22 protein-coding genes are annotated in these 17,223 nt (G+C 70.6%); 1 reads left to right on the plus strand and 21 read right to left on the minus strand.

Annotated elements, in window-relative coordinates; translation table 11 throughout:
- Positions 1 to 29 precede the first annotated feature (29 nt).
- Genes AC1Q9M_RS09290 through flgB form a run of 5 tightly spaced genes read right to left on the minus strand, consistent with a single transcriptional unit; the run spans position 30 to position 3,435 of the window.
- Entirely contained in the window at positions 30 to 758 is a 729-nt protein-coding gene (locus AC1Q9M_RS09290; RefSeq protein WP_444686767.1) for a flagellar basal body rod protein FlgF, read from the minus strand.
- A gap of 10 nt (positions 759 to 768) precedes the next feature.
- A complete protein-coding gene (locus tag AC1Q9M_RS09295) occupies positions 769 to 1,962 on the minus strand; it encodes a flagellar hook protein FlgE (protein WP_382157194.1) in 1,194 nt (397 codons plus the stop codon).
- Between the two features lie 17 nt (positions 1,963 to 1,979).
- On the minus strand, positions 1,980 to 2,648 hold the full coding sequence (locus AC1Q9M_RS09300; protein WP_382325340.1) for a flagellar hook capping FlgD N-terminal domain-containing protein: 669 nt from the start codon (positions 2,646 to 2,648) through the stop codon (positions 1,980 to 1,982).
- A gap of 2 nt (positions 2,649 to 2,650) precedes the next feature.
- Positions 2,651 to 3,070 (minus strand): flagellar basal body rod protein FlgC, encoded by a 420-nt coding sequence (flgC, locus tag AC1Q9M_RS09305; RefSeq protein ID WP_382325342.1) that lies wholly within the window; start codon positions 3,068 to 3,070, stop codon positions 2,651 to 2,653.
- A 2-nt stretch (positions 3,071 to 3,072) separates the two neighbouring features.
- Positions 3,073 to 3,435, minus strand: a complete 363-nt coding sequence (flgB, locus tag AC1Q9M_RS09310; RefSeq protein WP_382157188.1) for a flagellar basal body rod protein FlgB — start codon at positions 3,433 to 3,435, stop codon at positions 3,073 to 3,075.
- A 16-nt stretch (positions 3,436 to 3,451) separates the two neighbouring features.
- Here flgB and flgA point away from each other — a divergent pair, with 16 nt between their 5' ends.
- A complete protein-coding gene (flgA, locus tag AC1Q9M_RS09315) occupies positions 3,452 to 4,126 on the plus strand; it encodes a flagellar basal body P-ring formation chaperone FlgA (protein ID WP_382325344.1) in 675 nt (224 codons plus the stop codon).
- A gap of 10 nt (positions 4,127 to 4,136) precedes the next feature.
- Here flgA and AC1Q9M_RS09320 read toward each other — a convergent pair whose 3' ends face one another.
- The 16 genes from AC1Q9M_RS09320 to fliF all read right to left on the minus strand — a co-directional run bounded on the left by AC1Q9M_RS09320 (position 4,137) and on the right by fliF (position 17,133).
- Positions 4,137 to 4,862, minus strand: a complete 726-nt coding sequence (locus AC1Q9M_RS09320) for a glycoside hydrolase family 73 protein (RefSeq protein WP_382326502.1) — start codon at positions 4,860 to 4,862, stop codon at positions 4,137 to 4,139.
- Positions 4,849 to 5,274, minus strand: a complete 426-nt coding sequence (gene flgN, locus AC1Q9M_RS09325) for a flagellar export chaperone FlgN (RefSeq protein ID WP_382157183.1) — start codon at positions 5,272 to 5,274, stop codon at positions 4,849 to 4,851. The genes AC1Q9M_RS09320 and flgN overlap by 14 nt, the downstream gene beginning before the upstream one ends.
- On the minus strand, positions 5,271 to 5,555 hold the full coding sequence (flgM, locus tag AC1Q9M_RS09330; RefSeq protein ID WP_492433463.1) for a flagellar biosynthesis anti-sigma factor FlgM: 285 nt from the start codon (positions 5,553 to 5,555) through the stop codon (positions 5,271 to 5,273). Before flgM ends, flgN begins: the two co-directional genes overlap by 4 nt.
- A gap of 52 nt (positions 5,556 to 5,607) precedes the next feature.
- On the minus strand, positions 5,608 to 6,630 hold the full coding sequence (locus AC1Q9M_RS09335) for a flagellar motor protein MotB (RefSeq protein WP_382325350.1): 1,023 nt from the start codon (positions 6,628 to 6,630) through the stop codon (positions 5,608 to 5,610).
- Complete coding sequence (gene motA, locus AC1Q9M_RS09340; RefSeq protein WP_382325352.1) at positions 6,617 to 7,537, minus strand: flagellar motor stator protein MotA; 921 nt, start codon at positions 7,535 to 7,537, stop codon at positions 6,617 to 6,619. Before motA ends, AC1Q9M_RS09335 begins: the two co-directional genes overlap by 14 nt.
- A gap of 21 nt (positions 7,538 to 7,558) precedes the next feature.
- Positions 7,559 to 8,272 carry an RNA polymerase sigma factor FliA gene (gene fliA, locus AC1Q9M_RS09345; RefSeq protein ID WP_382163946.1) on the minus strand — a complete coding sequence of 238 codons (714 nt, stop codon included), beginning with the start codon at positions 8,270 to 8,272 and terminating at the stop codon, positions 7,559 to 7,561.
- 8 nt (positions 8,273 to 8,280) lie between these two features.
- Positions 8,281 to 8,733: a flagellar basal body protein gene (locus AC1Q9M_RS09350; RefSeq protein ID WP_382325354.1), complete on the minus strand. Its 453-nt coding sequence runs from the start codon at positions 8,731 to 8,733 to the stop codon at positions 8,281 to 8,283.
- Positions 8,734 to 8,768: 35 nt separating this feature from the next.
- Complete coding sequence (locus AC1Q9M_RS09355) at positions 8,769 to 9,812, minus strand: flagellar hook-length control protein FliK (RefSeq protein WP_382325356.1); 1,044 nt, start codon at positions 9,810 to 9,812, stop codon at positions 8,769 to 8,771.
- Positions 9,809 to 10,120, minus strand: coding sequence for a hypothetical protein (locus AC1Q9M_RS09360; RefSeq protein WP_382325358.1), 312 nt, complete (start codon positions 10,118 to 10,120; stop codon positions 9,809 to 9,811). Before AC1Q9M_RS09360 ends, AC1Q9M_RS09355 begins: the two co-directional genes overlap by 4 nt.
- Positions 10,113 to 10,499, minus strand: coding sequence for a flagellar export chaperone FliS (gene fliS, locus AC1Q9M_RS09365; protein ID WP_382157173.1), 387 nt, complete (start codon positions 10,497 to 10,499; stop codon positions 10,113 to 10,115). Before fliS ends, AC1Q9M_RS09360 begins: the two co-directional genes overlap by 8 nt.
- Before the next feature lie 43 nt (positions 10,500 to 10,542).
- Complete coding sequence (gene fliD, locus AC1Q9M_RS09370) at positions 10,543 to 11,904, minus strand: flagellar filament capping protein FliD (protein ID WP_444686774.1); 1,362 nt, start codon at positions 11,902 to 11,904, stop codon at positions 10,543 to 10,545.
- Positions 11,905 to 11,993: 89 nt separating this feature from the next.
- Positions 11,994 to 12,428, minus strand: a complete 435-nt coding sequence (locus AC1Q9M_RS09375) for a flagellar FliJ family protein (protein ID WP_382157169.1) — start codon at positions 12,426 to 12,428, stop codon at positions 11,994 to 11,996.
- The gene (gene fliI, locus AC1Q9M_RS09380; protein ID WP_382325362.1) at positions 12,425 to 13,732 is read right to left on the minus strand and encodes a flagellar protein export ATPase FliI; all 1,308 of its coding nucleotides are present in this window, start codon (positions 13,730 to 13,732) and stop codon (positions 12,425 to 12,427) included. Before fliI ends, AC1Q9M_RS09375 begins: the two co-directional genes overlap by 4 nt.
- Positions 13,729 to 14,439, minus strand: a complete 711-nt coding sequence (fliH, locus tag AC1Q9M_RS09385) for a flagellar assembly protein FliH (RefSeq protein WP_382325364.1) — start codon at positions 14,437 to 14,439, stop codon at positions 13,729 to 13,731. The genes fliI and fliH overlap by 4 nt, the downstream gene beginning before the upstream one ends.
- Positions 14,436 to 15,461 (minus strand): FliG C-terminal domain-containing protein, encoded by a 1,026-nt coding sequence (locus AC1Q9M_RS09390; RefSeq protein WP_444686776.1) that lies wholly within the window; start codon positions 15,459 to 15,461, stop codon positions 14,436 to 14,438. The genes fliH and AC1Q9M_RS09390 overlap by 4 nt, the downstream gene beginning before the upstream one ends.
- Positions 15,445 to 17,133, minus strand: coding sequence for a flagellar basal-body MS-ring/collar protein FliF (gene fliF / locus AC1Q9M_RS09395; protein ID WP_444686777.1), 1,689 nt, complete (start codon positions 17,131 to 17,133; stop codon positions 15,445 to 15,447). Before fliF ends, AC1Q9M_RS09390 begins: the two co-directional genes overlap by 17 nt.
- Positions 17,134 to 17,223 lie beyond the last annotated feature (90 nt).

Below are 17,223 nucleotides of genomic sequence, written 5' to 3' on the forward strand. Positions count from 1 at the left end.
TGGTTGAACGGGGGGGGGGCGCGGCCGGCTCAGCCGCGCAGCAGGCGGTTGCCCGCCTCGGACATGCGCTCGGCCGAGCCGAACAGCTTCATCTGCACCTCGAAATCGCGGCTCAGTGTCATGGTGGCCACCATCTCCTCGACGGCGGACACGTTGCTGCCCTCCAGGTGGCCCGAGCGCATGGTCACGGTGTCGTCGGCCGGCAATGGCTGGCCGTCGCGCGCCACGATCAGGCCGGCTTCGTTCTTCGTGACCTCGCCGCCCAGCGGCCGCACGGTCTTGATGCGGTCCACCGGCTGCAAGTCCTCCTGGCCCGGCGGCTGGATCGAGACCGTGCCGTCGCCCGCGATGTCCACGCGCGTGAAGGCCGGCAACACGATAGGGCCGCCATCGCCGACGACGGGGCGCCCGTTCACCGTCAGCGTGCCGTCGGCATCCACGGTGAACTGGCCCGAACGGGTGTAGGCCTCCTGCGCGCCACGGTGCTGCACCGCGAAGTAGCCCTCGCCCGTGACGGCCACGTCCAGCTCGCGGCCGGTGGACTTGAGCACACCGTGGCGCGCGCTCACGCCGTCGGCGTTGAGCTGGCTCATGTGGCGGTCGTCGTAGCCGTAGCCGGGGGTCGCGAGCGCGGTGCTGAAGGCCACGTCGGCCCGGAAGCCGGGCGTGTCCGCGTTGGCCAGGTTGTTGGCGCGCACCTGCTGCTCGCGCAGCGTGCGCTCCGCGCCGCTCATGGCCGTGTAGATCAGGGCATCCATGGCAAGGGGCTCAGACGGCCTGCATCAGGGCCTGGGTCATGGCCTGCTGGGTGGAGAACACCTTGGTGTTGGCCTGGTAGTTGCGCTGCGCGGTCATCAGGCCCACCAGCTCACCGGTCATGTCGACGTTGGACTGCTCCAGCGAGCCGGGGCTGATGGTGCCGGCCTGGCCCGCGCCGGGCACGTCGTACAGCGGCTCGCCGCTGGCGTTGGAGACGGCCCAGCTGGTGTCGCTCACCGGCACCAGGCCGTCTTCGTTGGGGAAGTTGGCCAGGGCGATGGTGCCCACGCGCTGCTTCAGGCCGTTGCTGTACTGGGCCAGCACCGAGCCGTCCTTGTCCAGCGCCACGCCCACGAAGGAGCCCGAGGCGTAGCCGTTGCTGGCGTTGACGGTGGTGGTGGCCTGGCCCGCGAACTGCGTCGTGCCGTTGTAGTTCACGGCCAGCGCGATCGGCGCCACCGTGGCCGGCACCGGCAGGTTCTTGGTCACCGGCGTGGCCGGGGTCAGCAGCTGGCCGGCGGTGCTGAACTGCAGCACGGTCTGCGAGCCCGCGGGCAAGGCCGCGCCGTTGAAGGTGTAGTGCACCGTGACTTCGTTCGGGTTGGTCTTCACGAAGTACTGCGTCACCGTGTGCTTGGTGCCTTGCGAGTCGTAGACCACCGAGACCATGGAACCGTTGTACGACTGCGGGTCGGTCGGCGAGAACGGCGCCACGGCCGGGTTGGGCCAGTCGGCCGAGAGGTTGCCCACGTAGTCGAGCGTGCTGCTGGCCTGCGCCGGCAGCTGCCCCTTTTCGATCTGCATGTCGCCCAGGGCGCCGAGCGCGGTGCTGCCGGGCACGGCGGCATAGCCCTGCACGCGGCGGCCGAAGCTGTCGGTGACGTAGCCGTCCTTGTCGGCGCCGAAGATGCCCACGCGGGTGAACAGGGTCTCGCCGTTGGTGTCCTTGGTGACGAAGAAGCCCTTGCCCTGGATCGCGGCGTCCATGCTGCGGCCGGTGTTGAGCGCGCCGCCGCTGGTGCCTATGGTCTGCGACATGGAGCCGACCTCCACACCGATGGCCTGGCCATCGGCGTACATCGAGGCGAAGTTGGCGCGGCTGGACTTGAAGCCGTAGGTGCCGGCGTTGGCGATGTTGTTGCTGATCGCTTCCAGCTGGGTGTTGATGGCGTTGACGCCGCCGAGGGCAATGTTGAAGCTCATGGAAGGAGGTCCTTAAATCAACTGTTGGAGGTCTTCGGGCGGCCGAAAAAGCCGGTGATGGCATGGGAAGGCACGTCCCCCAGGTGCGCCACCTGAAGCAGCACACCGCCGGTGGGCGAGAGCTTCACGCTGGTGAGTTCGCTCTGGATCTCCACATCGGGGGACACGCCTTCGCCGCCATCGATGGCGATGTCGTAGCTGCCACCCGGCAGGCCCAGCGCCTGGGGGTCCACTGAAAAATACACGGTGCCGGCGCTCTGGGCACCCAGCTCTACGCGGTGTTTCTGACCATCTGGCGCCGTGAGCACCACCGCCAGGTTGGAATTCGCGGCGTCGAGCTCGAAACTGCCCGAGACCTTCTCGGTGCCGAGGATCACCGACTCGGTGACCACGGACACCTGGCTGCCCACCTGGGCGCCGAGCGAGAGCACCTGCAGGCTCTCCAGCATGGAGGCGCTGTTGCGCGTCTGCGCCACCACGTTCTGCATGGCTTCGGTCTGGCTGAGCTGCGTGAGCTGGTTGACGAACTCGGCCGGGTCGCTGGGCTCCAGCGGGTTCTGGTTGCGCACCTGCGCCACCAGCAGCTTGAGGAACATGTCCTTGGTGCCGGCGTCCGCGTTCGCGGCCACCGGCGCTTCGGCGGCGGTCTGCGCCGACTTCTGGGTCAGATCGGTGATGGCTTCCATAGTCAGGACTCTCCCAGCCGCAGCACGGCCATCTGCATCTGGCGGGTGCGGGTCAGCACCTCGACGCTGGTTTCAAAGGCGCGCGAGGCCGACATCATGTCGGTCATCTCGGCCACGGGGTTCACGTTGGGCAGGTAGATGTCGCCGGCCTCGTTGGCCAGCGGGTGGTCGGGCTGGTGCATGCGGCGCAGCGGCTCGTCGCTCTGGATCACGTCGAGCACCTGCACGCTGGCGCCGGGCGTGGCGCCGTTGCCGCCGTTGTCGTAAATCGTGGCGAAGACCGGCTTGCGCGCGCGGTAGGTGTCGCCCTCCACGCCCGAGGCGGCCTCGGCGTTGGCGAGGTTGCTGGCGATGGTGTTGAGGCGCACAGTCTGGGCCGACATGGCCGAGCCCGCGATGCGGCTGATGCTTTCGAACGACATGTTTACTGCCCCGCGATGGCCTGCGCCAGGCCCTTGAATTTCATCTGGACGAAGGTCAGGCTGGTCTGGAAACCGACCGCGTTCTGCGCGAAAGCCGCCTGCTCGACGCCCAATTCCACGGTGTTACCATCCGCCGAAGGGTGGTGCGGCACGCGGTACATCAGCTCGCCGCCATCGCCCGTTTCAAGCCCCTCCCCGCCTTCGCTCATCACCCGTTCCAGGCTGGCGGCGAAGTCGATGTCGCGGGCCTGGTAGCCCGGGGTGTTCACGTTGGCGAGGTTGGAGGCCAGCACCTTGGTCCGCTCCGCCCGCAACTGCAGTGCGTCGGCATGCACCGCGATCACTTGCCCGATATCGATACCCATGCGCAGTCCTTTCTGTTTGAAGTTGCTTGTCTGGTTCGGCGCCCTGCCCGCGCTCGCGGTGGCGGCGCCCGTGCTGCCGCAGGTCGAGCAGGCGGTGCGCGCGCACTGGCTTGCCCACGCCGAAGACCTGGGCTGGAAAGCCCCTGAAGTGAGCGTGAAGCTGGGCAGCCGCGCGCCCGCGAATCTGCAGTGCGCCAGCCCGGTCGCGGTGGACCTGGGCGACGCCCGCCACCCGACCCGCATGCCGCTCAAGGTGAGCTGCCCGGACACACCGGGCTGGACGCACGAGTTCGTGGCGCGCGTGGCGCTCGAGGCCGAGGTGCTGGTCAGCGCCGGGGCGATCGCCGCCGGCAAGGCACTCACCGCCGCGGACGTGCGGCCCGAGCGGCGCGATGTGACGCAGATGGCCGATGCCCTGGGCATCGTCGAGAACGCGGTGGGGCAGTCGAGCCGGCGCGCGCTGCGCGAAGGCCAGGTGCTGCAGGCGCGCCTGCTGAACAAGGCCGTGCTGGTCAAGCGCGGGGCGGCCGTGCGCATCGTCGCGCGCCAGGGCGGCGTGTCGGTGGAGAACGCGGGCGAGAGCCTGCAGGCCGGCTCGCTCGGCGAGCTGGTGCGGGTGCGCAACACCGCGTCGGGCAAGACGCTGAGCGCGCGCGTCGTCGACGAGGGCGTGGTCGAACCCGCCGAATAGCGCTGGCGCCTCATCGGTTGGCTCCCTGGATCTGACGGGCCACCTGCTCCAGCTTGCCGGCGTAGGCCGGGTCGGTGGCATAGCCGCCCGCCGCCAGGCCCTGGGCGAAGGCCCGCGCGTCCTGGCCCGCGTTGACCGCGCCCCGGTAGCGCGGGTTGTCGCGCAGCAGGCGCGTGTAGTCCTGGAAGGCCTCGCCCGGATCGGCGTAGGCGCGGAAGCGCTCGGTGGTCTTGTGGGCCTCGCCCTCGCTGAACTCGGTGGTGAGCGCGTCGGTGGTGCCGCCCTTCCAGCCGCCCGTGGCCTTGAGGCCGAACAGGTTGTGCGTGTCGCTGCCGTCGGCCGCGCGCAGCGGTTGCCGGCCCCAGCCCGATTCGAGCGCCGCGTGGGCCGCGACCAGTTCGGGCGCCACGCCCAGCGCACGGCCAGCGCTTTCGGCCCAGGGCGCGATGCGGTTGAGAAAGGCGGCGCGTTCGGCCTCGGGCACCCCCTCGCCCGAAGCAGGGCGGACGCCCGGCGCCTCGACGGTGGCCATCCGCAGGCGCAGCGACGCGGCCTCGGGCGTGAGCCCGCCCGGCAGGCTGGCGCCCGAGCCCTGGGCGATGAAGCGGCGCACCTCGCCGTCCACCGAGCGCATGAGCGCGCTGAAGCCACCCGCGCCCGCGCGCGGCAGCGGCGCCATGCCGTCCATCGCCATGGCGGGCGACACCGCCGCGAAGCGCGCGTCAGGCAGGCGCATAGGTGTGCACCTCGTCGTTGAGCACGCGCTGCATGATCTCGTACTGGCCCATCAGCAGGTCGCAGTTGCGCGCGTTGAGGCGCTGGCACTCGGTCACCATCGCCTGCAGGTCGGTGTACCACTGCTTCACGGTGGCGCGCACGCCGTGCGGCAAGGCCTGCTGCACCATCTCGTAGGCCGCGTGGCCGTCGGCGCCGCTGATGCGCCGCGCCAGCGCGAGCCGTTCGTGGCCGCGTTGGGTGATGCGCTCGGTCAGTGCCGAAATGGATTCGCAGACGGCCGCCACGCGCACGGGGTCGTGGCGCAGCGCGGCGTCGAACTGCGCCTGCAGCAGGTCGCGCATGGCCTGGAAGTCGGTCTGGTCGTCGCGCACCAGCTCCAGGAAGGCCACGCACTCGCGCCGCACGCTCACGGCCGGCTCCCGTGGTAGCGCGTGATGAGGCTGGCGAGCTTGCCGGCGTCGAAGCGGATCTCGCCGCGCGCCAGGGCTTCGCGGATCTCGGCGACGCGGGCCGTGTCCACGTCCGACATGCCGCGCAGCGCGTCCATGGCGGGCTGCATGACGCCCGAGGCCAGCGCGGCCGGCGCGGTGGCCACCGAGGGCGCGCCGGCGCTGGCCGCCTCGGTGCGGGGCGCGTCGGCGGCGCGCGCCGCGGCGGCAGGCTCGGTGCCGGGGTTGCCGGAAATTCTCATGCGATCTCCTCGCGTTCGTCGGGTTTGCATTCGCCTGCGGCCTGAAGGGCGTTCATGGGGTGACGGGGGGGTGGTTGGCGCCGCGGTCCATCACCTGCTGCAGGCCGGGGATGCCCTGGCTGGCCTTGAGCAGGGACGCGCGCAGCGCCGCGAGCACGTCCAGGCTGGGCATCTCGGTCTGCACGCCGGGCACCAGTGGGTGCTGGTCCGTGGGCGCGCCGAACATGGCGGCGATGGCCCCGCTCTGGCCTTCGGTGAGCACGAGCAATTCGATGCGCCGGTTCACGCTGGCGTGAGCGTCCCCGGTTTCGAAGGGCGCGCGATCGGCCATGCCGACCACCTGCAACACGTTGCGCGCGGGCATGCCGCCATCCATCAGGTGCGCGCGCGCGGCGGCGGCGCGGTCGCTCGAGAGCGTCCAGTTCGATGCGGTGTGCGGGCCCGCGCCGGCATAGGGCCTGGCATCGGTGTGGCCGACGATGAGCATGCTGTTTTCGATCTTCGCGAACAGCGGGCCCATGCGCCGCAGCATGTCCTTGAATTTCGCGCCGGGCGTCGCGCTGCCGAGCTGGAACATGCCTTCGCGGTCGGTGTCGTGCAGCATGATGCGCAGCCCGTAGGGCGTGACGATGGTCTGCAGGTTGGCCTGCAGGCCCGCTTGCTCGCTCATCAGCTTGAGCAGCTCGGCCAGGTCCTGCAGCTGCGCGGGCGTTTCGTAGCGCACGCGCTGGCCCGGTTCGCGCGGCTGCACCTCGCCCACCTGCTCGCCCGCCATCGGGCCACCGCCCGACCCCCTGGCCGGCATGGGAAAACGCTCGATCAGGCTGCCGCGCGGCCCACCCACGGTTTCGACGCGGGGGCCGCGACCTTCGTTGACCACGTGCCCGCCGCTGGCGGTCATCAGGCCGCTGAGCTCTTCCTTGTCGCGCGCGGCGAGCACCCACAGCACCATGAACAGGCACATGAGCGCGAGCACGAAATCGGCGAAGGCCACCTTCCAGGCCCCGCCGTGCGCCTCTTCGTCGTGGCGCCGCGAGGCGCGCTTGACGATGGTGGCGTGGTCAAGCTTGGACACGGCGATCCCCCGCGCGTCGATTGAACTCTTGCTTGGGCTCCTCTTCGCGGCCCTCCAGCGCGTTGATCCAGGACTCCAGCTTGGAGAAGCTGGGCTTGATGTTGAGCTGCACCAGGCGGCGCCCGGCGTCGATCGCCAGCAGCGCGACCTTGCCCGACACATGGGTGACCAGCACCACCTTGACGGCTTCCATGTGCGACATCTCCTCCTTCACCAGCTGCTTCATCATGTTGCTGATGGGGTCGAGCACGGCGTAGCACAGGAAGATGCCGATGAAGGTGCCGACCATGGCCGCGGCCACCTTGGCCGCGATCTCGCCCGCGCCGGCACCGGCGCCCACCGAGTTCATCGCCATCACGATGCCCAGCACGGCGGCCAGGATGCCGAAGCCGGGCATGGCCTCGGCGATCTTGTGCAGCGACTTCGCCGGCTGGTTCAGTTCCTCGTGGATGGTCTCGAGCTCCTGCTCCAGCACGCCCTCCAGCTCGTGGGCGTTGATCTTGCCGATGGCCATCAGGCGGAAGTTGTCGACGATGAAGTGCAGCAGCTTGGGTTCGTCGAGCACCAGCGGGTACTTCATGAAGATCGCGCTCTTGTGCGGCTCTTCCACGTGGGCGTCCAGGGCCTTGATGCCGCCGGCGGCCGTCTGCAGCAGCTCGTACATCAGCAGCAGCAGCTGGCGCTGGAACTCCTCGCCCTGCTTGCGCGAGCCGACCAGCTTGCGCAGCTGGATGCCCATCTCGCTGAGCACGTGCCGTGGGTTGCCGACGATGATGGCGCCCAGGCCGGCGCCGCCGATGATCAGCAGTTCCACCGGTTCCCAGACCACCGCGAGGTCTCCGCCGCCCAGCAGGAAGCCGCCGAAGACGGTGAGGAGGATGACAAGGGCGCCGACGAAGAGTTGCATGGCTGGGCTTTGAAAAATCGGTCAGTCGGTCTGCAGGACGGTTTTCATCTTCTGCAGGGCGGCCTTGTTGATCTGGCAGATGCGGGCTTCGGTCAAGCCCAGCACCGCCGCGATCTCCTTGAGGCTCAGTTCGTATTCGTAGTAGAGCTGAATGACGCGCTGTTCACGCTCGCTCAACGTGCCCAAAGCCTGCTGTAGGCTTCGTTTGAGCACCAGTTCGGCTTCTGGCGAGCGCTGGGCGGACGCCTCGTTGGACAGCGCGTCGAACATGTCGTCGAAGCTGGCCAGGGTCTCGGCGTTGCTGTCCTGCTGGTAGGCCAGGTAGGCCTCGGGGCTGATGTCCAGCCCGGCCAGCACCTCGGCCTCGGTGGGTTCGCGCCCCATGCGCTTCGTGAGTTCGCGCACCTCGGTCTTGAGGCGAAAGCTCTCCTGGCGCACCGAGCGCGGCCGCCAGTCCTGGCGGCGCAGCTCGTCCAGGATGGCGCCGCGCACCCGCAGGCTGGCGAAGGCGGGGAAACGGTCGTCGGGCTCGCCGTAGCGGCGCAGGGCCTCGAGCAGGCCCATGAGGCCGATCTGCATCATGTCGTCGCGGTCCATGGTGCCACCGACCTGCGAGCTGAGCTGGCGCACGGTGCGCCGCACCAGCGGCGTGAACGCCAGCAGGTGCTTCTGCTCGTCCGCCGCGCCGAGCTCGGCCGCGGCCACGCTGGCCATTTCGGTGTAACCGCCGTACATGCCGTCGCTCACTCGATGATGAGCTTGCCGATCATCACTTCACCGAAAGGCATGGTCCGCGCCTCGGCCTTGAAGCTCTCCACATAGGCCTTCTGCACATGGTCGGAGAGCGCGGGGATGGTGAGCATGCCGGCCTGTTCGAGCGTGAACTCGGAGAGCGAGCGGACCGCGATCGAGCGCAGCTTGGGCAGTTGCTGCTTGGTCTGCGCCTCGTCGGCCACGGGGGTCTTGAACACCAGGTCCACCGCGAGGTAGTTGGTCAGCGGGCCGCCTTCGCGCCCGCGCAGCATCACGATGACCTTGTCCAGCGTGACGTAGCGGTACTCGCGCTTGTCGGGCGCCGGAGCGCCGGCCACGGCCGGCTTGGCCGGGCGCAGCAGCCAGTAGGCCGCCGCGCCGCCGCCCGCGGCGGTGAGCAGCGCGACGCCGACGACGAGGGAGATCAGTTGGACTTTTTTCATGCGGGCAGGCTCGGTGGCGGTCGGTCGGTGGCGCTTCAGGCCAGGGTGAAGGCGCGCCGGTCGGCCTTCGATTCACTCAGCAGGCCCTGGCCGGGCCGGTCTTCCTGCTGCGGTGGGTGTTGGCGTTCGCGGTGCGGGGAGCGGCCGTCGGCGAGCGCGCGGTCTTCGAACACCTGCACCGTGACGGGGCTGCCCTGCTTGTGCGTGAGTTCCTGCCGCAGGCCTTCGCCCATGGCCTGCAGCTGGCGCACCACGTCGTGGTGGGACGCGCTGAGCTGCACCTGCAGCTGGCCGGCCTCCTGGCGCAGCACGATTTCGATGCGGCCCAGGGCCGGCGGCTCCAGCCGGATGCGCGCCTGCTCGATGCCTTGCGAGGCCTGCACCTGCAGCCGATCGCCCAGCGCCTGCGCGAGCGGGCGCTGCCACAGGTCGGGCTCGGCGGCGGACAGGCGCACGCTGTCGCCTTCGAGCACGAAGGCGTTGCCCGTGGCCGGCGCGGTCGCGGCGGCGGGGCCGGCCTGCACCGGCGGCAGTTCGAAGCGCGGCGCGCGCGCGCCGGCATCGGCCGTGGTGCTGCCCTGCCCGGCCGGTGCGGCCGCCGGCAACGGCGCCGAGGCATCGGACACGGCGGGGTCGGCGGGCACGGGCACCGCCGCAAGGGACGTCGGGGGTGCCGGGCTGGTATGGAACAGGGCCACGGGCGCGGCGCCCGGCGGCGGCGCGGCGGGCGCGGCCTGCGAGGAGCGCAGCGCCAGCTGCAGCGCGCGCTCCACACCCACCGTCCACTGCACCGTGGCCAGGGCGGCGGACAGCATCGCCTCCGTGGGTTCGGCCGGGCCGTCGTCGCGCGCCTGTTCACCGTCGTCATCGGCCGCCGGCTCTTCATCGAGCAGGCCGATCTCGGTGGGGAGCGTGGGGTCGGCGGCGTCGATGGGTTCCGCGCCTTCGCCCACGGCCAACAGGTCGGCGAAATCGCCCGGCGGCGCGGCCTGTCCATCGGCCGGCGGCGCGATCGGCGCGGCACCGATCGGTGCGGACGCGGCGGGGGCGAGGTTGAGGACGGGGGATGCGGCGTTCATGGCAAGACCTCCTGCAGGTCGGTGCTCAGGGCGTAGGCGGTCCAGCCGGTGCGCTGGTCGCACAGCGCCTGAAGGCGCTCGTGGGCCTGGGCATGGGCCTGCGCGCAGGCGGTGCGCGCGGCCTCGTGCGCCTGGCGCAGCGCGTGGTGCGCGGCCTGCTCCGGCGCGCTCAGGGCCGCCACGGCGGGCAGGCGGGCGAGCAGCGCGGCGAGCTGTTGATCGGTGCGGGCCAGCGCGGCCCAGTCGGCGGCCTGCGTCTCGTGGCGCAGGCGCGCCGCCAGGTCCAGGAACGCTTGGCGCTTATCCATGGTGGGCCTGCATGCCTTCCCAGCCTTCCTGCAGCGTGCGCAGCAGCCGGCCCACTTCGTCGACCATGCCCACGTCGAGCCGCACCCCGGCCTCGTGCAGGCGGCGGGCGCAGTAGTCGTAGACCTCCGCGACCTGCGCGACCACCTCGCCACCGGCGTCCGTGTCCAGCGAGCTGGACAGGCCATTGAGCATGCCGACGCATTTGTCGAGGCTGCGCGCCTTGGCCTCGAAGCGGCTGCCTTCGATGTGCGCGCGCGCGCGCGCCAGCTCGTCCTGCAGGCCGTTCATCAGGATGAGCACCAGCTGCACGGACGAGGCCTGTGCGGTCTGGGCGCCCAGGTCGACCTGGGCGTAGCTCTCGTATGCGTCGTATGTCAAGGAAGTCCTCGTCGGGGGTGATGACGGGCGGTGCGGTCGGTCCTCAGGCGGTGGCCGAGGTGGACGATCCGAACATGCCCGAGGTCTGGTTGAGCTGGCCCATCAGGGATTGAAGTTGGGTGAACTGCAGCAGGTAGCGCTCGTAGGACATCGCGAACTGCTCGTCCAGGCGCGCCTGGCGGTTGGTGATGTCGCGCTGCAGGGTCTGCACCGAGTCCTGGCGGCGCTTGATCTGGCCGTTGCCCGAGTCGAGCCAGGTCTTGAGGTAGGTGTTCATCGAGCCCAGCAAGCCCGAGGGCGCGGACAGGCTGGACGAGCCGAAGGCCTTGTCCAGCGCGTCGGGCTTGACGTCCAGCGTCTTCTTCAGCTTGGCCGCGTCGAAGGTCAGCGCGCCCTGGCGGTCGGTGGAGACGCCCAGCTCGGACAGGCGCACACCGCCGAAGTCCTGGCGCACGATGTCGTTGAGGCGGGTGCGCAGCGCGCGAACGCTGCTGTCGCTGGCGAAGACGCCGCGCGAGGCCGCGTTGATGTCGGTCTTGGTGAGGTCGTTGATGATGCCTTGCAAGGTGTTGAAGGCGGTCACGAAGCTGCGCACGTTGTCGGCGGTGCCGGCCTCGTCGGCGGCCACGGTCAGCGTGGCGGGGGCGTCGCCCGTGGACATGGCGCGGGTGAGGCTGAGGGTCACACCGTCGATGGCGGTCACGGTGTTGCTGGCCTGCTGGATGCGCACGCCCGTGCCCTGGTCGCCCAGCCACACCACCGCGTCGCGCGCCTGCGCCAGCTCGTTGGGCGTGGCGCTCAGGGCGTCCTTGAGGGCCCCGGCGGGCAGGCCGCTGGCGTCGACGGTGATCGCACCGTCCTCGCCGCTGGCGCCGGACGAGAGGATCAGCTGGGACCCGTTGCCGGTGTTGACCACCTGGGCCGTCACCTTGCCCGCGTTGCCCGAGGCCTGGTTGATGGCGCGCGCGATCTCGGTCTGCGAGATGGTGCCGTTGCCATCGGCGTCGGCCATCAGCAGGTTGACGTTGAAGCTGCTGCCGTCGGCCTGCTGGATCACCAGCGGTCCGCCGGTGGCCACCGGCACGGCGGGCAGGTCGGCGAAGGCGATCTGGTGGTTGGAGGCCACGGCCTCCACGAAGAAGCTGTAGGTGCCGGGCTGGGCCGTGGCGGAGGCGGTGCCCGTGGCGCCGGAACTGCCGGCGACGGTCGCGCTGTTCTTGACCAGGCCCTTCTTGCCCGAGAGCGCGTCCATCGCGGTGTTGAACGCCGCGAGGGCCGAGCGCAGGCGGGTGTAGCCCGCGTTGGTGGCATCGGCGCTCTTGCTGTCGCGCGTGATGATGTCCTGCGTGCCCTGCGTGTAGATGGTGGCGAGCTGGGTCGCCATCTGGGTCGGGTTGATGTCCATGGTTGCTCCTGATCAGGCAGGAAAAGCCCCGCCCATGCCCGGTAAGGCGACCGGGAGCAGCGGTTTTTGAAGGAGGGGCTGGATTTTTTTCATCGCTCAGTGCGGCGCCAGACGGTCAGGGCCACGTCGTCCAGCTGTTTTCGCGCCCGCACTTCACCGGCCAGGCGCCATTCGCGCTCGCGCTTGTGCAGCACCTGGGCCACACCTTCGCGCTGGCGAAAGGCGGCGTGCAGGGCCACGCGGGTGGCCTCCACCTCGGCGCTGTGGCGCTCCAGGCTGCGCTGCTGCTCCTGCGCCAGACCCATCACCGACTGCTTGTAGGCCGCGCAGTTGGCGGCCAGCAGGAAGGGCTGGGCGCCCGAAGGCCCGGCGGCGTCGCAGATGGCGTGCAGCCGATCCACGCTGCGCTGCATGCGCTCGCGCACCGACTGCTGGCGGCTCAGCTCGGCGCCGATGCGCTCCTGCTCGCGCTCGCGCGCGGTGACCAGGTGGCCGAGGGTAACGAGGTGGGTGGGCGGGTTCATGCCATCAGCTCGCTCAGGTCGCGCAGGCAGTCCGTCAGGGGGGCGCTCTCCTTCACCCCCTGGTGCAGGTAGGCCTCGATGCGCGGGTACAGGCTCACGGCGCGGTCCGCCTGCGGGTCGGCGCCGGGCACGTAGGCGCCCATGGGCAGCAGGTCGCGCACCTGCTGGTAGCTGGAGAGCAGCGCCTTCATGGTGCGCGCGGCGGCGCTGTGCGCCGGCTCGGCCACCAGCGACATGCAGCGGCTGATGGACTGGCCGATGTCGATCGCCGGGTAGTGGCCGCGCTCGGCCAGGGCGCGCGAGAGCACGATGTGGCCGTCCAGGATGGCGCGCGCGGTGTCCACCACCGGGTCCTGCTGGTCGTCGCCCTCGGCGAGCACGGTGTAGATGGCGGACATGCTGCCCTCGCCTTCGCCGTTGCCCGCGCTCTCCACCAGCTGCGGCAGCGCGCTGAACACGGAAGGCGGGTAACCGCGCGTGGCCGGCGGCTCACCGAGCGAGAGCGCCACCTCGCGCTGCGCCATGGCGTAGCGGGTGAGCGAGTCCAGCAGCAGCAGCACATTCTGGCCCCGGTCGCGGTAGTGCGCGGCGATGGAGTGGCACAGCTCGGTGGCGCGCAGGCGCATCAGCGGCGACTCGTCGGCCGGCGCCACCACGACCACCGCGCGGCGCAGGCCGGCGGGGCCGAGGGAGAGGTCGATGAACTCGCGCACCTCGCGGCCGCGTTCACCGATGAGGCCGACCACCACCACGTCGGCCACGGTCTGGCGCGTGATGAGGCCCAGCAGCACGCTCTTGCCCACGCCGCTGCCGGCCATCAAGCCCACGCGCTGGCCCCGGCCGAGCGTGAGCAGGCCGTTGATGGCGCGCACGCCCACGTCCAGCGGCTCGTGCACGGGCCGCTTGCGCAGCGGGTCCACGCGCGGCGGCTGGCTGCCCAGCCGGTGCTCGCCACCGAGGCGGCCCAGGCCGTCCATGGGTTCGCCCAGGCCGTTGACGATGCGGCCCAGCCAGGACGGGCCGATCAGCAGTTCGCTGTCCGACGCCATCGGCAGCACGCGCGCGCCGGCGCTCAGGCCATCGGTTTTCTTGAAGGGCATGACCGAGGTCATCTCGTCGCGAAAGCCCACCACCTGCGCCTCGACCCAGTCGCCCGGCCCCACCTCGATGCGGCAGCGCTGGCCGATGCGCAGCTGGCAGCCCTTGACGTGCAGCAGCATGCCCGCCGCGCCCACCAGCCGCCCCGTGGGCACGGAGACCGGCACCTCGGTGAGTTCGACGGACTTCAGGCGCTCGGCGATCATGCGGCGAGCTCCGTGGCGGGCGCCGGCTCGGCGGCGAGGGGTTCGGTGTCGAGCAGCTGCGCGCCGATCTGCTCCATGCAGGCCTGCAGCCGGTGGCGGCAGCCCGCGTCGGCCTCCTGGCCGCCGCAGTGCACGCGGCACTCGCCGGCGTCGAGGCGGCTGTCGGCCATGAGCTTCCAGGCGCGGGCGCGCACGGGGTCGAGATCGCGGATGCGCTCCAGGTCTTCCGGGTTGAGGAACACCTCGATCTCGCCGGTGGCCGGCGGCATGGTCTTGAGCGACTCTTCCACCAGCGCCAGCAACTGCGTGGGCTGCAGCGTGAGCTCGGCGCGGATCACCTGGCGGGCCACTTTGCCCACGAGATCGACGACCTCGCTGCGCAAGGCCTTCTGGTAGTCGTCCTGGGCCTGGTGCAGGGCCGCGAGCGCGGCGTCCACCGGCGCGGCATAGGCCTGCCAGCGGGCCAGCACGGCCGCGCGGGCCTCGGCCTGTCCTTCGTCGCGGCCCTCGCGCAGGCCCTGCAGGCGGCCTTCGGCCACGCCGCGCTCCACCCCGCTGTCATGGCCCTCGCGGTAGCCCCGGTCCATGCCCTGCTGGAAGCCTTCGGCCAATGCCGCCTGCGCGCTCTCGGCGTCGCCGGGCGACACCGCCTGGGCCGGTGTGAAGCGGCTCAGCGGCGGGAACCGGTGCGGCCGGTAGGTCTTCATGCGACCACCGCCTCCGCGAACAGCTGGATCTGGATCTCGTCGCTGTCCACCAGCGCCTTGACCTCGCGCATGATCTCGGCGCGCGCCTGCTCGACGCGGCTGAGCGGCACCGGCCCGGTGCGGCGCAGCGTGTCTTCGAAGGCCTGCGCCTGGCGCCGCGGCATGGCCTGCAGCACCTTGCGGCGCACCTCGGGGTCCGCGCCCTTGAGCGCCACGGCCCACAGGTCCAGCGGCGAGGCTTCGATGATGCGGGTGATGACGTCCTCGGTCTGGCGCGAGAGGATGAAGAAGTCGTACATGCTGACCTCGATCTGCGCCACCACGGCCGGGTCGCGCGCCCGCATCTGCTCGACCACCTTCTGGCGGTTGCCGGGCATGCGGTTGATGATCTCGGCGGCCTGGCGCACGCCCTCCACCGTGGCGCTCTGGGTTTCCAGGCTCGCCAGGTAGGCGTCGACCAGCACCTCGAGCTCGCGCAGGATGTCGTGCTCCACGTGGCCGAGCTGGGCGATCTGCATCAGCACCAGGTCGCGGTTGTCCTCGGGCAGGCGCTCGATGACCTCGCTGGCCAGGGCCGAGGGCAGGAAGGCGAGGAAGACCGCCTGCATGTGTTCGTGCTCGGCCGCGATGCGGTCGGCGATCCAGCGCGACGAGGCCCACTGCAGCCGCGCCATCTTCGGCCGGATGGCGTCGCCATAGATGCGGGTGAGCACGCTGCTGGCGATGTTCGCGCCCAGCGCCATGTCGAGCGAACTCTTGAGGTAGGCGCGCGAGGCGCCGTGCACGCCGCTTTGTTCGCGGTAGTCGTCGAAGAAGTGCTGCAGCGCGGTGCGCGCCATGTCCACCTTGATCCCGCTCATGCGCGACATGACCTGGGTGACATCCAGCAGCTCCTCGCGCGAGAGGTGCTGCAACACGGCCGCGGCCGGTTGCTCGCCCATGCTCAGGAGCACGATGGCGGCCTGTTCGGTGGACGAGAGCGAGCCGGCATCGGCCCCTTCGAGATCAGGTGATGGCGGCATTTTTCTGAACCCACTGTTTGACAACTTCGGCGACGCGCTCCGGCTCCTTCTGGGCCAGCACCTTCAAGTGATTGACCAGCACCTCCACCGGCGAGCCGGGCGGTGGCAGGTCGTAGTCGGCGAGCAGCGGCACCATCGCGCCCGAGTTCGCCGCCTGGGCCTTGTGGGACAGCGCCGCGACGGCCGGCGCCGGGTTCGCGAGCGCGGGCGACTCGGCGGCGGCGGCACCGGCCCCGCCCTCCAGCGCGATCAGGTCGGTCATGCCGACTTCGGCCGGCGGCTTGTGGCGCTCGCGCAGGATGCGCAGCAGCGGGCGCGCCAGCAGGAAGTAGCACAGCAGCGCGCCCAGCACGTACAGGCCCCAGGTCACGAACTCGAACACGGTCTCGCGTTCCTCGTACCAGGGCACGGCGGGCGCGGCGCCTGGGAACGCGAGCGAGGAGACCACGAGCTGGTCGCCCCGCTCGGCGTTGATGCCCAGGCCGCCGCGCAGCAGGCCCTCCATGCGCGCGATGTCCTGCGGGGTCCAGCCGGTGGCCGCCGCGCCGGGCGCGGCGCCGTCGTTGAGCACGACGGCCACGCTGAGTTTCTTGAGCTGGCCACGCGCGCGCTGGATGGTGGTGACGCTGCGGTCGTAGGCGAACTGCCGGGTGACAGCGCTGCGCTCGGCGGTGTTGGGCGCCGCGTTCGCGTCGGGCGCCGGCGTAGCCGGGCGGTTGCTGAGCGAGCCCGGCACACCGAGGGCCACGCGGTCGCGGTTGCTCTCCTCGCGCGAGGCCTCGTTGGTGACCTTGGGCGCGTCGCCGTAGCGCTCCTGGGTTTCCTGCACGCGATCCTGACCGAGTTCGACCGCCACGCTCACGTTGTAGTTGCCCGCGCCCAGCAGCGGCTGCAGCAGCTGGTGCGCGTTCTGCAGGATGTCGTTCTGTGCCTTGCGCACCGCCTCGTCGGCGAAGCTGCCCTGGTCGATGCCGTCCTTCACATCGACGCGCGCGGAGAGCAGGCGGCCGGCCTGATCGACCACGCTCACGCGGGACGGGTCCAGGTTGGACACGCTGCCGGCCACCAGCTGGATGATGGAGGCGATCTGTTCGTTGCCCAGCGTGCGCCCCGGGTGCAGGCTCAACACCACCGAGGCGGTGCTCTTGTCCTGGGCGTTGAGCACGAAGGTCGAGGAGCGCGCCACGGACAGGTGGACGCGGGCCGAGCGCACGGCGTCCATCGAGGTGATGCTCTGCACCAGCTCGCCTTCCAGGCCGCGGCGAAAGCGGATGTCCTGCACGAACTGCGTGACGCCCAGCGGGTCGTTCTTGTCCATCAGTTCCAGCCCTTCGGGCAGGCGCGCGGTGACGCCCTTGGCCGCCAGCAGCATGCGGGCGCGGCCGAGGTCGGAGGACGAGACCAGCACCTGGCCCGACTCGGGGTGCAGCCGGTAGGCGATGCCCTCGGCATCCAGCGCGGCCATCATGTCCGACACCGGCACCTGCTCGCGCGCACCGAACACCGGCTTGTAGCTGGCCTGGTCGTTCCACAGGAACATCATCACCAGGGCCGTGATGCCGATCGCCAGCAGCACGACCGGCAGCAGGCGGGACACCAGTTCAGGACGCAAGGCGCCGCCCAAGGCTTTCCCCGAGGGCAGCTTGTCGCGCATGAGCCTGAGTGCATTCATTCGATGGGTCCTGTTGGGGTACCGGTGGATTCTTGGCTCTCGCCCCCCCTCGACCACTTCGCTCTTTGAGTCCAAATCCCCCCGTAGGTC

The sequence above is a fragment of the Hydrogenophaga sp. GW823-FHT04C09 genome (assembly GCF_058796355.1).

Bases quoted from the DNA above. Each gene is read 5' to 3' on its own strand.
- fliD (WP_444686774.1), bottom strand. From the start codon at position 11,904: ATGGACATCAACCCGACCCAGATGGCGACCCAGCTCGCCACCATCTAC.
- AC1Q9M_RS09360 (WP_382325358.1), bottom strand. From the start codon at position 10,120: ATGGATAAGCGCCAAGCGTTCCTGGACCTGGCGGCGCGCCTGCGCCAC.
- fliH (WP_382325364.1), bottom strand. From the start codon at position 14,439: ATGAAGACCTACCGGCCGCACCGGTTCCCGCCGCTGAGCCGCTTCACA.
- AC1Q9M_RS09290 (WP_444686767.1), bottom strand. From the start codon at position 758: ATGGATGCCCTGATCTACACGGCCATGAGCGGCGCGGAGCGCACGCTG.
- flgM (WP_492433463.1), bottom strand. From the start codon at position 5,555: ATGAGAATTTCCGGCAACCCCGGCACCGAGCCTGCCGCCGCGGCGCGC.
- fliI (WP_382325362.1), bottom strand. From the start codon at position 13,732: ATGATCGCCGAGCGCCTGAAGTCCGTCGAACTCACCGAGGTGCCGGTC.
- flgB (WP_382157188.1), bottom strand. From the start codon at position 3,435: ATGGGTATCGATATCGGGCAAGTGATCGCGGTGCATGCCGACGCACTG.
- AC1Q9M_RS09390 (WP_444686776.1), bottom strand. From the start codon at position 15,461: ATGCCGCCATCACCTGATCTCGAAGGGGCCGATGCCGGCTCGCTCTCG.
- fliF (WP_444686777.1), bottom strand. From the start codon at position 17,133: ATGAATGCACTCAGGCTCATGCGCGACAAGCTGCCCTCGGGGAAAGCC.
- AC1Q9M_RS09355 (WP_382325356.1), bottom strand. From the start codon at position 9,812: ATGAACGCCGCATCCCCCGTCCTCAACCTCGCCCCCGCCGCGTCCGCA.
- AC1Q9M_RS09375 (WP_382157169.1), bottom strand. From the start codon at position 12,428: ATGAACCCGCCCACCCACCTCGTTACCCTCGGCCACCTGGTCACCGCG.
- AC1Q9M_RS09350 (WP_382325354.1), bottom strand. From the start codon at position 8,733: ATGAAAAAAGTCCAACTGATCTCCCTCGTCGTCGGCGTCGCGCTGCTC.
- AC1Q9M_RS09320 (WP_382326502.1), bottom strand. From the start codon at position 4,862: ATGCGCCTGCCTGACGCGCGCTTCGCGGCGGTGTCGCCCGCCATGGCG.
- motA (WP_382325352.1), bottom strand. From the start codon at position 7,537: ATGCAACTCTTCGTCGGCGCCCTTGTCATCCTCCTCACCGTCTTCGGC.
- flgC (WP_382325342.1), bottom strand. From the start codon at position 3,070: ATGTCGTTCGAAAGCATCAGCCGCATCGCGGGCTCGGCCATGTCGGCC.
- fliA (WP_382163946.1), bottom strand. From the start codon at position 8,272: ATGTACGGCGGTTACACCGAAATGGCCAGCGTGGCCGCGGCCGAGCTC.
- AC1Q9M_RS09295 (WP_382157194.1), bottom strand. From the start codon at position 1,962: ATGAGCTTCAACATTGCCCTCGGCGGCGTCAACGCCATCAACACCCAG.
- AC1Q9M_RS09300 (WP_382325340.1), bottom strand. From the start codon at position 2,648: ATGGAAGCCATCACCGATCTGACCCAGAAGTCGGCGCAGACCGCCGCC.